Source organism: Scytonema sp. PCC 10023, from assembly GCF_963920835.1.
In the GTDB taxonomy this organism is placed as follows: Bacteria; Cyanobacteriota; Cyanobacteriia; order Cyanobacteriales; family Nostocaceae; genus Kalymmatonema.
On sequence record NZ_CAWUDP010000061.1, the window covers coordinates 1 to 13,902 of the forward strand.

The window sequence follows — 13,902 nt, forward strand, 5'->3', positions numbered from 1 at the left end:
AGCGGCAGCAAAATACGTTCCAGACATCCTCAATATCCTCAAGGATGAAAAGGTTGACGCTAACGTTCGTGCCTATGCGGCAAGAGCATTGGGCAACATAAAACAACTGAAGTTAGAAGACGTTATTCTCATCCTCAATTATGTTTATGAACCAAATCAGGGAAAGCTTTGGTCAGAGTCTTCTTCTTTTAATGATATAAATTTTGAATACTGGCGGTTTTTAACCCATTTTCTTGGAGGTGGCAATGATGAGTTGAAAACACTGCTAAAGTGGCTTGGTAAATCTGATAAAACAGCAATTCCTGAGCAACTTAAATACGATGAAGGCAAGAACACACTGGAATTATTTCGCAAGATTTGGGTGCCTAGTCAGGGGTTGAATGGATTAAGGGAAGACTTGGAAGAGCAGATTTCAGTTGTTGCATCTAACAAAAAAGTTCTTTGGAAACCGCAGGATATTAGTTTACTTGAAAGTCACTACAAAAATCTGAAAGCAGTTGGTTCCACTAAAGCTCCTGCGGTGAAGTCAGTCATAGATAATCTGGAATTTTGGAAGTGGTTTTTCCTTGCTACAAAAATCATCCTCACTCACCTTGCCATTTGGCTTACCCTCATCCTTGCTTACCCCAAATTTCCCCAAGTGCAAACAATCTTCTGGAACCCCTGGGTAAGGCATATTTTGGGTTTTGGCTACATCGGCTTACTCCTGACTTGGGTTCCTTACCTGCGTCGCCGACTGTTTGAACCATTCAAACCTGTGTTGCTTGCAGATGCGGGATTAGACAATTTCAGTTCTCTAGCATATTTTCCACAATCCGGCGTTGTAGAGACGTTGCATGGCGCGTCTCTACATCAGGATAGGGGTGAAATTCGACCAATTACGCAGGCGATTCCCAGTATCACGGGGCAAATCGTCTTAGAAGGCGACTCTGGTTTAGGCAAGTCGATGTTTCTCCGCCATTTGGTGAAAACCTCGCAGCAAACAGTCGCCTATCTACCCGCCCAAAAGTGTGACAACGGCATCATTGACGCAATTTATGCCAAGCTGCAAGGACAGGTACAAGATGCCAAATTCCTCAGAAACCTGATTTACTATGGAGCTATAGACATCTGCATCGACGGACTCAACGAAGTCACCGCCGACACGCGAGCGAAAATCTCCCAGTTTGCGGAAAGTTATTTCCGGGGCAACATTATTATGACGACTCAGCCCTTGGATTGGATACCCCCCTCAACGGCAAAAAAATATGAATTGCAGCCGTTGGAACGCGAACAAATACAGCAGTTTTTGATTTATCGTCAGCAGCGACTTCTACCAAGTTCGTCTCATAGCCCACCTGACTTTTCACCGGATGTGGAAAACCTCTCTCCAAACCTCTCCCCTGCAAGGGGAGAGGCTTTGAATCTTCCCCCTTCCCTTGTAGGGAAGGGGGCTAGGGGGTTAGGTTTTTCGTGGATTTTTCCACATAACGTGAAAAGTCACAATAGCCCACAACACGAAAACCCCACCCCGCCTTCTTTCCCCCTCCCTGCTAGCGGAGAGCAGCGCTGTGCGGGGGTTCCCCCCGTTGAAGCGACTGCGGAGGAGGGGTTAGGGGTGGGGTTCCGAGACTACGAACAAGCTTGCTCTCGCTACATAGCAGCAGCATTCAACGATCAACAATCCTCAGAAGATTTAGAAGCAGCCAAGCGAATTCTTTCCAACCCAATGGATTTAACGCTGGTTGCCCTGATGCTATCACAAGGTAAACAACCAGATTTGTTTCGCCTGCAAGAACAGCAATATCATCTGATGGCGGAAGAATACCTGCGAGAATGGAATCACGAATTTCCACTCAAGAAGTTCTCGCAAGCAGTTTACCAGATGCGGCTCAACGACGAAAGCGCCATTCCTGCTGATGAATTTAGGCAAGAGTTAATCAGTATGGAAGACGAAAAATATAAAATGGTCATCAGCCGTCAGTGGGAGGATGCTGAGGGAGAACCGCACAAAAGCTGGTACTTTCGCCACGACAAAATTATGGAGTTCTTCCTGGTGCAAAACTTTCTTGGCGAAAGTGAAGAAATTCAAGAGCGTGTCAATCAACACATCAACGACCCACGTTTTCGCGGTGTTTACTTATTGTTGGCAACCTTACTCCCCTTAGATACAGCCCTAGAACTACGAGAAAGATTAATCGAATACGCAGCCAACACCAAAGACCATACATTGAGTGATAAATATGTACAGTTATTAAAGTTACGGTTGCCACAATGGACACAAGACGGTACATTAAAGCAACTGCTACAACAACACGAACAGAAAGCTAAGTGTTTGGATTTAGCAACGAAGTTTCTGGAACTCGTAGGTGCGAAAATAAAACGAGAGAAAGAACTGCACCTGACAATCGAAACTATTGAAGGCAATCCCGACTACGAACGACGCTTAGATAATGATAGCTTCCGCTTGGCGTTCTTAAAAACTATCGAAGAACTTCGCAAGTTAAATTTTCAAGGTGTCTGCTTTCTCATCGATGGCGCTGAATTCATTGTGCGCCAAAATTGGGCAAGCGATGCTTGGTCATATCTACGAGGATTGAAAGATACTGACACTGCTATCAAACCTTTTTTGGGTCTTTTGCTATCAGGTTATCGAGATTTGAAAGAATATCAGCAGCGCGTCGGTTCTCCATTATTAAACATAGCAGAAATTGAATGGTTAACTCCCTTAAGCGAAGAAGAAACAAAGAAATTGATAGGCGATCGCGCAGAACTGGAACAAATTTCTTTCCCCGAGCAAAAAATGACCTCTATTATAAAATGGTCAGGATGCCATCCATATTTAATACAACAAACTCTCAATATTATCTTCGACCACCAAACAGACTCCTGCACGAATTTAATCAATAAATTAATCCAGTATCACGACAAAGACTTTTCCTCATGGTGGAATGAAGAACAGCACTCTGGTTGCTTTGGAGAAACTGAAAGAACAGTTTATCAAGCCCTGGTTGAGAACCGCAAAGGAACTCCTAAAACTTTGGCACAATATACAGGTTTCAGCCAAGGAAAAGTGACAGATGCTTTAGAAGTTATTGCGGGGACTGGTGTGATTCGGCTGTTGGATGAGGAGTATTATGCCGTAGGTTCTCAACTATTCGAGGAATGGGTGACACAACAGACACCTTGAGTTTATATTGATTTATTTTATTAAGGAAAAGTAGCACAAATATCTATTATTAAATTCATCTAGCAGTCCGATTTGATTTATGAAATTTATCAACCGCCAAGACGCCTTAGACGCGAAGCGGCGTGCCGAAGGCTAGGACGCCAAGAAAAGAGAGAAGAGAGAATTTCACGTTCGCGCAGCGTGCCCGCAGGGCTTATCATTTAGGCTTGCTATATAAATATTGAAGAAGACCGCAGAGTAGGAACGCAGAACTCAGAATCACTTTCGTCGGAGTAGCACCCGAAGCAATTGTAGACACCGTGTAGACGCTGGGGATTTCAACCCCCTACTGATCACCAAGTCGTACAGAAGTTCATTCTGACTTCTGACTCCTGAGTTCTGAGTTCTTTTTGTTAACTTTTTTAGAACATAAAAAACAAAAATAAAGATTTGTAAAATTCAGTTTTCTACCTGTTTTGGCGCTACCAAGGTAACCGAGACTATAATTACTTTCAAGACAAAATTTTTAGAGCTAATGGTTGAATTGCAATTTATAAAGGCGCGTATTTTTGCAGTGTTCCGAAACTTGGGTACCCTTGCATTACTGGCGATCGCTTTTCCCTTCAACTGCATCGTCGTCTTAGCAGCGTTGCTGTGGAATTTTTTCACCAGACCGTTCAAGAAGCAAATGGTTTTAACCGAGAATCCCAAAAATATCTTGATCGGTGGCGGTAGGATGACCAAAACCCTTCAGCTAGCGCGATCATTTCACGCCGCAGGACATAGGGTGATTTTAGTTGACATCCACAAATACTGGTTAAGTGGTCATCGATTTTCCAAGGCTGTCGCTGGCTATTACACCGTCCCTGAACCGCAGAAAGACTTAGAAGGTTACAGTCAAGCTTTACGTGCGATCGCCAAAAAAGAAAACATAGACTTTTTTATCCCGGTAGCTATTTTTGCCGTCAGCTACTTTGACCCCGAGAACAAGCCAGTGTTAGCAGGCTGTTGCGAGATTTTCCACTTCGATGGTGAAGTCACCAACATGCTGGATGACAAGTTTGCGTTTGCCGAAAAAGCCCGCTCATTCGGTTTATCAGTTCCCAAATCCTTCAAAATTACTGCTCCAGAACAAGTTCTAAACTTCGACTTTTCGCACGAGAAGAATAAGTACATTCTCAAAAGCATACCCTACGACTCCGTGCGCCGCTTGAACATGACCAAGCTACCCTGCGACACGATTGAACAAACAGCAGCATTTGTCAAGAGTCTGCCGATCAGCGAGGATCACCCCTGGATTATGCAGGAATTCATCCCCGGACAGGAATACTGCACTCACAGTAGCTTACGAAATGGGGAGTTAAGACTGTACTGCTGCTGTGAGTCATCCGCCTTTCAAGTCAACTACGAAAATGTTGATAAACCTGAGATTCTGCAATGGGTGAGTCGTTTTGTCAAAGAACTGGGACTTACCGGAGAGGCTTCCTTTGACATCATTCAGGCTATTGACGGAACTGTTTATCCAATCGAATGCAACCCCCGCACCCACTCCGCAATTACTATGTTTTACAACCATCCAGGGGTAGCAGATGCATACCTTGGTAGAGAGCCTCTGGCTGAACCTTTGCAACCTCTACCAGATAGTAAGCCAACCTACTGGCTGTACCACGAAGTTTGGAGGCTGACTGGGATTAGATCATTAAAGCAATTACAAACCTGGGTAAGAAACATTTTGCGGGGGAAAGACGCAATTTTTGAGGTCGATGATCCCCTACCCTTCCTGATGGTACATCACTGGCAAATTCCTTTACTCCTTCTCGACAATCTACGAAGACTCAAAGGTTGGATAAGAATAGATTTTAACCTTGGCGAGCTTATAGAGTGAGACGGAAACTAAGCTGTTCCACAAATAAGCTTGCATTATCTGGGCGGGCAAAATGCCATCGGTGTCAATTTCAGCCAAAACCCTTCTAAAATCTCGTTTCCAGGTCTAAGCAGGAAATGCCCTTGAAGCGGCTAGTACACGCAAGTAAGAGAGGCAGAGCCTCGCAGTAGGCATTCCCAGCCTGAGGCTGGGAACGAGGCAATCTCTAAAAGCTTGTTCTATAGTGGTTTAGTATCAAACATCGTATCTTGGCTCAAAACTCAAAATTGCTGCATCTACGTGTTGAAGCAGCACTTCGAGAGTAGAGGAATTATCCAACACAACATCCGCACGGGCTATTTTTTCTGTTATTGGCATTTGACTCATAATTCGGGCTTGTGCTTGCTCTAAAGTTAAATTATTTCGTTGCATCAATCTTTCTAATTGCTGTTGTTCAGAACAACTGACTACCCAAATTTCTGTGACTAAATGAGTCATTTCGGCTTCAAACAGCAAAGGCACAACTAATACTAGTGTTTGTGCTGATGATACGGCAATTTCTTCTAGAAAGCGATCGCCCACATACGGATGAATCAAGCCCTCTACCCAGTTACGTTCCTCTTGATTATTAAAAATAATCTCTCCCAACTTCTGACGGTTGAGGTTTCCATCTACAAGTAAAATTTCTTCTCCGTAACGTTGAGCGATCGCCTGAAGAATGGGTGAACCTACAGATACTGCTTCTCTGGCATAAATATCTGCATCCAAAATAAGCAAATTGTAAGCACTAGCCAAATAATTGGCAACAGTGGTTTTGCCTGTAGCAATGCCTCCAGTTAAGCCGATAATGTGTTTTGTCATGAGTTGATTAAAGCTATTAGCAATTAAGCATTAGCAATTAAGCATTATCTGTGTGCAATTGATTTAAGTCAGTGGGTGAAATTAAACATAAAAGCAGGTAAGCTTACTTTGATTTCTCGCTACACGCTACACAAGTGTCCAGATTCAACGAGGGTTTTAGCCGATAACAAGGAGCACTTCGTTTTCTTAACTTTCATGGGGAGCTATTTCACTCCAGTTATACGCCATATAATGAGCAAGTCGAGCTAAAGGGGGGTTCCATTTTTGGCGAAGAGAAATGTACTTTGAAGCACCAGCCTCTAAATCACTTGCTGTCTCTATTCCCTCGGCTTTAAACTTTTCCACCGCCTGATAATACCGCTTTCGCCACACCTGCTCTAGCGTATCATTAATATTTGAACGGCTCTTTGGCAGAACCAAGCTAGACAACTCAACAAGCAGTTGTAGACCGCCACCCCACAATTGAGCTACTGCTGTAGAATGTACTAGTGAATAATACTTTTCGGTATTCAATGCACTTTTAATTAAGGTAGCTGTATCCATTGCCAAAAGTAGTATTCGTGGCAGAGCGTAGTAAGTTTGCCGAAAACGGAAATAGATCAGCGCTGGGTAAGAGTTCTGTGATTCCAAAAGATTAATCAAATCCCTAGCTATGTCAGAAATATCCTGTTGAAGAACACCACAGTGACCATCGGCTTCAAGCCTCGCTATTATTTCCGCAGCGTCTGCTGTACCAGCAGTGCGGTGGTGCAAGCTCAAAGCAAAGGTGTTGCGTCTGATGAGTGCGCTGTAAATCGACAGCAGGTAGGTAATTGTTAAAGTGAAGACTGAGAAGCCAACTGCTGCCTCCAATATCATCAGCAGTCGTTGGAAATTAGTTTCTGGCGTAAAGTCGCCTGTACCAAGCGTTGTCAATGAAAAGCCACTGTAATAAAGCGCGGTTACAAAATCAGTATCTGTCGATCCACGGCTAGATTGTATAGCCCAACCCAGCTCACTCCAAACGATTAACGCAAACCCCCAAAGCAGCAAGCATAGCCATACCACTACAGTTGCAACTACCAATATAGGACCACTGTGAGCAAGCAGTTTTTTGTCTTTAAAGGGAATAATGTATGCAACTAACCAGAACAGCCGCCATAGTCCTTTACTGAGTCGCAAACTAAGTATGCTGCTGCCAAGGCGAGGAAACAGCACAGTCAGGTAGATATCTACCAGGGCAAGAATTACCAGCCCCACACCTATAATCTGCGTTAAAAATCTCATTATTTAACCTGCTGATCCAATTCATGATGACATTAACTTTTGTTATGAGCGTGTCTGAGTGTGACACTACTCCCGGAAATCCAGAGTGTCTTTGAGTGTGAGAATAGCATCGAACCAGTGAATGGCTCGCCGCTTGGTTGCTTCAAAAACAGCTATTTAACGCACTCAATGCCAACCATAGGCGCATAGTTAAGAAAATCTTGCCAAAACTCTTGACTCTCTTGCCTCACCCCATCAGGAGAAACTGTCGGTTTTTGCCACCGCACCTGTTTGAAGCCGACACTTCTCAACGTCGATTCGTAAGTGGCTTGGCTAAGGTAATAGTTATCAAAGCTGAATTTCTCCCCATCAACTTTGAATGTGTATTTTATAGGTGTGCCTTCTGTGAGCGGTTCATGCACGCTTTTGATAAATCCATATTTTTCAGTTATGGGATAGGACGCAGGAGGTTGTTCGCTATTATTGTTGAGAGTGACGAAACGACCGCCTGGTTTCAGGTTGGCGAAGATGCTCTGACACATTTTAAGCAGTTGTTCTTTGGTTTGGGCGTAATTCAGCAGATAGGCAGCCACCACTAGATCGAAGCTGCCAATTTCACCAAGTTCGAGTACATCACCGACAATATATTCAATTTCTTGGGGTTGGGAGGCTTCTTCGTGTCTTGCCAGTTCGATCATTTTGTCGGAATTGTCCACCCCTACTACCCGTGCAGCGCCCTTCTGTTTGAATTGTCTGGTGTAGAATCCTTCACCGCAAGCCAGATCCAAGAGCGATTTTCCGCCCAAATCACCTAACAGATTAAACAATGTATATGCTTCAATATGTAGTCGAAACGGCAATTCTTTGGATTTTTTATATTGCTGGGCAATACTATCATAGTTGGCTGTCATTTTCGTTCCCTGCTGATAACGCTGTTGTCAATATGCAATTGTGCTGAATATTGAGTGATTCAAATATTAAACTAACCGTTGCTTGTGACAATAGATACTTGTCTTACCAAAACTGCAATTATGCTTTTAAAGATTTAAGTAGGAAATATGACATAAAAACAAGTCAATCACTGCAACGTATGTAATAGCCTTGAGCCAAGAGGAAAATAAATTACAAACTGTTGGCTTTCCTCAAAGTATTAAAAATTGTAAATTAGTTTCTTCTATCACTCGGAAGAGTTTCTGTTCTCAATGAGGCATCTTTTAGCTAGAACAAAAAGAAGCCTCACATCTCACAAGCGCGATCGCTGTTGTAGCGCAGTGCCGAACAAAGAGCAATAAACCCTCGTCTTTGCGTCAGAGAAAATAATAATTAAGCGTGTGCTGCAACTAACATTTCCTTCACTGCCCGCACAGATGATTCCACTGCACCTTCTATCCAGGCGTATTGCGTTGAAGTATGTTCCCCCGCAAAATAGATGCGACCTTCAGGTGCAACTATATCCTTATACAATCCCGTTTGCTGATAGGGCTTCATGAAAGCGAAACCCGCTAGGCTCCAAGGGTGATTGTCCCAATACCAACTCTCCATCCGCCGCAGCACGCCTTCGTTATTAATTTGAGGATGAATCAAGCCCAGATATTGCTGGATAACCGCATGGCGTTCCTCTGGGGGCAGCTTCCCTAAATGGCGTGCCAGACTTCCCCAAGTGTAGGAAGCGAGTATCACGCCAGCACCAGCTGAAACTTCCGGGTCTTTAGCAGAGGCGTTGTCATTGGGATAGTAGGTTGTACCAATGGGCAAATCGCTGTACGTCCCGCCACCGTAAATCCCGTCGTCGGTTTCCCAAAAACGGCGGTTGGCTATAGCTTGCACTTTCATTGCAGAGTTATATGACAACCCACGAATCGCTTGTTGTTTGGTTCCAGAAAAAGGTGTATCGAGCCGAGACAAAACTGGGAAGGGGATGGTACAGAGAACAAAATCCCCCTCTTCCCGCTTAGTTCTGCCATTTTTGGTATAAATTGCTGCTGCCTTCTGCCCTTCATCGTCTCGTTCTATTCGGATCACTTCACAGCCCCTTCTGGGTTTCGATTTGAGGAGGTGTGCAATAGCAGCAGGTAAGCGGTCTGTACCGCCGACAATTTCATCTAAATCGTTCTTCAAGTTCTCTTCAATACGGATAATGCTGAGGGCAGAGAAGTCAACTGTGTCACCCACTAATCCTCTAGCTGCTAACATCATTTCGATCGCCTCATCCGACAATCCAGCAGCTTTACACCATTGCAGAAAGGATTGCTCATCCATCTCAAGCACGGCTGCGCTTTGGGGATACTCAGCAAATATCTCTGCTTTTTCCGACTCGGTTAGTTTGGAAAGACGGCTTTCCACTGCAAGATTCCAAACATCATCTGGTGTTAACCCACTCTCAGAACCAGACAGACCATAAATCTCAGGCAGCTTGTCTGCATCCTTAACTCGAAGACGCTGACCGCGCATATAATAGTATGTCTCTGGGTTCTCCGAAACAAATGGACGAAGTTCCAACTCGCACAACTCAATGTAATGGCGCGTCAAAGTGTGCGTTTTGGGAATTCGCATTGCACCCACATCACCATACAAACCATCTTCAAAGCGTAGCGTACGAACCCGACCGCCAATATGGCTGCGATCGGCTTCCAAAATCACGCAGGTATGTCCCCGCTTTTCCAATTCATAGGCGGCGCACAGACCCGCCATCCCTGCTCCCAAAATCACAACTTTTAAGGGTCTACCTGGATTGGGAATAGACTCTAACTCGTTTAGTAAGTTAGCAGAATTGACTGCTGCTCCTTGTGCCTGCGCCCTAGTCAAACTCCTCAACTGAGTTAAACTTGAGAAGAGTGCTGCACCACCTGTAAATGCAAGACCGCGTAAAAACCAGCGACGGTTGAATGAGAGGAATTTGTTTGGTTTACTCATAAACGCAAAATTTGATACAAATATTTTAATTTGATAAGTTTGTACTAGTACATGAGAGCGGAAATAAAGCTACCATTAAAAATCAGCATTCTTGCTTATGGTATTAGTCTTTTGACTTTTGACTTTTGACTTTTGACTTCCGCCCAGCGGTACTAGGCTCTTGAGCGCTTACATAAACATGCTCACTGCTGACTACGAACCCTTGAAAATGAATGCACTCTTACCGCTAAGTTGCTTTGTTTACCTCCAAGGCTACTGCAAACGCCTCCTGCAAAGTATCGCGCACTCGATTTAAGGCGCTTACTAGCACATTCGTCATTTGTTCGGTCTGTTCGGTGTCTTTTCTTTCAATTGCCTCTCGCACTCCTGGAAGGGGTTCGGCATTATACCCAGTGTCATAACCCGGTGCATAGATTTGATGACGATACCAGGGACGACGGGGCAATCCGTTTTGGTCTAAGAATGCTGACTCTGCTCTTAGCAGTAAATTGTTCAATCGGGATATAGCTTTTTGGTTATGTTCTAAGGAGCGATCGCTCATTGTTGCAATCTGGGCTGTTTCTGCATTCAGCTTTTGAGCCGTCGTTCTGAGTTCAATATTGGCGGCGCGAATTCTATCTATGTCTAGTGCAACTGAGTGCTTTTGAGCAACCTCGGAGAGTTCATCTATGTAGCGGTCAATCGCTTCTGAGTAGCTGGCGTAGTCAAATGGCAATACCCGTGCATCTGCCATCCGTAGCAGAAATAGCGATACTAATTCTGTCAACCGTTCTCCATAAGCAATGCCGGGATCGCCATAATTCTTAAAAAACCAGTAACTGTCGTAGCGGGAATGATAGCCGCCATAGTCATCAGCTCCGCCAAATCCAAAGTCGAGCGAGGGAATGCCCAGGTGATGCATAAACACCATATAGTCACTACCTGCACCCAATCCATCTAGACGCACCTCTTGCATACCGTTAACAGTAACAGTATTATTCTGCTGGGATTCCCGCCACGCCTCGAAAATACTCTTGTCACTATCAGGCATCTGTACTTCTTTTGTAATTTGGTTGAGCAAAGGCTGGAGTGAAGCAACACCACTGGCATTAAAGTCGGCAGCTATATAAAACTCTCTGTTCAAATAGACAACAACATTCCCCTTGAGCGTGTCTTGAAATTCTTCGCCGTACTCAGTAGAGCCAATCATGCCGTACTCTTCTGCATCCCAAGAAGCGATCGCTATCGAACGTTGTGGTCGATGTCCTTGTTTGGCAAGTTCACCAATTGTCCGGGCGCTTTCGAGTAATGAGGATTCCCCAGCAACTGGGTCATTTGCGCCAAAGCCCCAAGCATCTCGATGGCTACCCACCATAACAATCTTTTCTGGTTCTGTCTTTCCTCGCAAAATCCCAATCACGTTTACTATCGGACGCACAGACCAATCCGACTGCAACTGCATCCTGACAACAGCTGCATTGTCACCAATACGGTAGGTAATTGGTAAACCTCCCTGCCATTCCTTTGGCACCACCTTACCATCCAGATTCCGCAGGATTGGTAGAGCATCGCCGTAGGAAATTGGCAAAACGGGAATTTTCTCTAGCGTCACAGCTGATGACTGAGTCAGGCGATCGACACCCGGTTTAGAAGGTTGCATTGGTGTCAGCGGATCGCCTGGATATTTGGGTATATCTAGGACAGAACCTGTCTGCACCCCAAATTCTGGTCGCCATTTTCCTTCAGGAATCACCTTGCCTTTAACATAACCATCGTCTGCTGGATCTGAATAGAGTAGACATCCAACCGCTCCACGTTGCGCCGCCAACCTTGATTTGACGCCACGCCAACTGCGACCATAACGAGCAATAACTATCTTACCCTTAACTGAAATCCCCATTGAATCGAGTACCGCGTAATCCTCAGATAGTCCGTAATTCACATAAACTACTGGCGCTGTGACATCGCCATCCGCTGCATAAGGATTGAACGGTGGTAATAAAGCTTGATTATATGAGTCCGGATCGCTTGGAATTGGCGGTTCAATTAACTTTAAGTTGTATGACTCTGGTTGAAGCAGCGTTACCTCGCGCTTGACTGGGCGTGGTAGCAACACTTCATAGCGGTTAAAGATAACTTCATCGAAACCATACTCTCGCAGTTTCTTGGCGTAGTACTGGGCAGTTTTAGTATTGGCATCAGTTCCAGCTTCGTGTGGTTTCGATGCCAAAGCGCGAACGTGTGTTTCTATCTGTTGGGCTATTGGTTTACCAATGAGTTGTTCGAGTGTCTGCTTTTGGGTAGCAGATCCCTGCACCTGTTTGATAGCTATGACGATCACTACACAGGAAAGCAAAACTACAACGCCAAAACGAAAAGTATTTCTAACTTTGAAAAACCGTCTCCACACAACGTCAATCATTGTTACTTCAACTACACCCTATTCGATTCATTTAACCATAATGCGTTGTCCCTGGTAGCTGCCGCTTGAGGTAAACAGGGGCTTTGCATCAAAGGGAGCGAGCGGATTGACATCAGGAGGATAGCCAACACCAGTGTACGTCGAGCTAAGTTGGTTAAAGTCGGCATTGAAGGCGATAATGTAAGTGTAATCAGCTGTGGCGACGACCTGACCAGACTTATTTGCATTGCTGGGGGGAAGATAGTCAAAACTGATACAGCGCGCCGTAATTTCGCGCTCTCCAGTTCTCTTCCAAACACCCGGCTCGTCGGTAAACGACAAGCCATTAAAAAACCTAGTGCCCTGGATGCCGAAAGTATGGATAATGTCCCGTTGTCGTCTTGAGTGAATTCGTTGAAGCTTAGGTTTGCCATTTTTGGGGTGCATCCTGCACTGCTGTCAATGCAAGTGTACTAATTGATTGCTTTTGGGTTGATAGCTGTTTCAGATGTTGAGCAAGCGTCAGGGAAGAGGAACGGTCGAAACAGTAAACGGCAGTTCGGGTGCCGATCCTGATAAAAACTTGTCTAATTGAGTATTGACAACTAGCAGGCGCTTCCTAACTTGAGCAATGGTGGTTGGGACGTCAAATGACGGGTCAGTCGTACTCGAGACCACGGTGCCACTAGAGAAATCATCTTCTAGCTGCACTTTAACGATTAACTCTTCCTGGTTACGCACAACGTACAAAATCTGCTTTTTGTTAAGCAAAATACCATCACCGTTAGTAAGTCTCTCACCGCCTAGATCAATTTCAGTGACTTGCTCACTATCAATATCAATCCGGAAAAGCTTTCCGGTATTGGACTGTACAACGATCAAGTACTTGCCGTCATCACTGGCGACGATGCCATTGAGATTAACGCCTGACTGGTAATCTACAACCGTACCAGTAAAGTCGAGCCAAGCCTCATACTGAAATTCATTTGCTTCGTTGGTCGAAACTTTGTACAAAGTTGGGTCATATGAGTCGGTGAAGTATGCATCTCCACTTGGAGTGATGGCTACATCATTAATTAATGTGGAAGCCTTATGGTTATTGAACTTACTAAGTAGTTCGCCACTGTAGCTGTTGTAGACAAAGATTTGACCACTAGTAGATCCTGCTACAAACAAACGACTTTTGTGGTCGTCCAGTTTTACGTTGGTCGCTGTTGTGCGCCCATCCTCGCCACCAGGTAGGAAAACGTCTGCGAATTTCTTCCGAAGATTTCCTCGGAAAATCGTGCCGTCTCCGTTGCTACACACAAAAAAGTTGCCAGTTTTCGGTTGGTATGCAATACCTTCTGGAAAAACAGCCTCTCCAGGAATGATGTAGCGATCAAGAATGATCACCTTGGCGTGGGCACTGGCGAAATCAAAAGTAATTAATGAGATTGCTACAGCGAAGAGCAGCAAGATGAACTTCAATTTAGACATTGGTGTCATTTT

At 44.7% G+C, this 13,902-nt stretch carries 8 protein-coding genes and 1 pseudogene; 2 read left to right on the plus strand and 7 right to left on the minus strand.

Annotated elements, in window-relative coordinates:
• A pseudogene (locus ACM0OZ_RS30435) lies at positions 1-3,169 on the plus strand (hypothetical protein); the annotation flags it as partial.
• Between the two features lie 514 nt (positions 3,170-3,683).
• Positions 3,684-5,033 carry an ATP-grasp enzyme gene (locus ACM0OZ_RS30440; protein WP_414586573.1) on the plus strand — a complete coding sequence of 450 codons (1,350 nt, stop codon included), beginning with the start codon at positions 3,684-3,686 and terminating at the stop codon, positions 5,031-5,033.
• Positions 5,034-5,267: 234 nt separating this feature from the next.
• Here the strand turns inward: ACM0OZ_RS30440 and coaE are convergent, their stop codons facing one another.
• The 7 genes from coaE to ACM0OZ_RS30475 form a co-directional block, all read right to left on the minus strand.
• Positions 5,268-5,873, minus strand: a complete 606-nt coding sequence (gene coaE, locus ACM0OZ_RS30445; RefSeq protein ID WP_414586574.1) for a dephospho-CoA kinase — start codon at positions 5,871-5,873, stop codon at positions 5,268-5,270.
• Between the two features lie 186 nt (positions 5,874-6,059).
• Positions 6,060-7,139: a potassium channel family protein gene (locus ACM0OZ_RS30450; protein ID WP_414586576.1), complete on the minus strand. Its 1,080-nt coding sequence runs from the start codon at positions 7,137-7,139 to the stop codon at positions 6,060-6,062.
• Positions 7,140-7,291: 152 nt separating this feature from the next.
• Positions 7,292-8,029: a class I SAM-dependent methyltransferase gene (locus tag ACM0OZ_RS30455; RefSeq protein ID WP_414586577.1), complete on the minus strand. Its 738-nt coding sequence runs from the start codon at positions 8,027-8,029 to the stop codon at positions 7,292-7,294.
• Positions 8,030-8,441: 412 nt separating this feature from the next.
• Positions 8,442-10,031: a flavin monoamine oxidase family protein gene (locus ACM0OZ_RS30460; protein WP_414586578.1), complete on the minus strand. Its 1,590-nt coding sequence runs from the start codon at positions 10,029-10,031 to the stop codon at positions 8,442-8,444.
• Positions 10,032-10,257: 226 nt separating this feature from the next.
• Positions 10,258-12,432, minus strand: coding sequence for a transferrin receptor-like dimerization domain-containing protein (locus ACM0OZ_RS30465; protein WP_414586579.1), 2,175 nt, complete (start codon positions 12,430-12,432; stop codon positions 10,258-10,260).
• Between the two features lie 27 nt (positions 12,433-12,459).
• On the minus strand, positions 12,460-12,858 hold the full coding sequence (locus ACM0OZ_RS30470) for a hypothetical protein (protein WP_414586580.1): 399 nt from the start codon (positions 12,856-12,858) through the stop codon (positions 12,460-12,462).
• Positions 12,859-12,933: 75 nt separating this feature from the next.
• A complete protein-coding gene (locus ACM0OZ_RS30475) occupies positions 12,934-13,890 on the minus strand; it encodes an SMP-30/gluconolactonase/LRE family protein (RefSeq protein WP_414586581.1) in 957 nt (318 codons plus the stop codon).
• Positions 13,891-13,902: the final 12 nt, after the last annotated feature.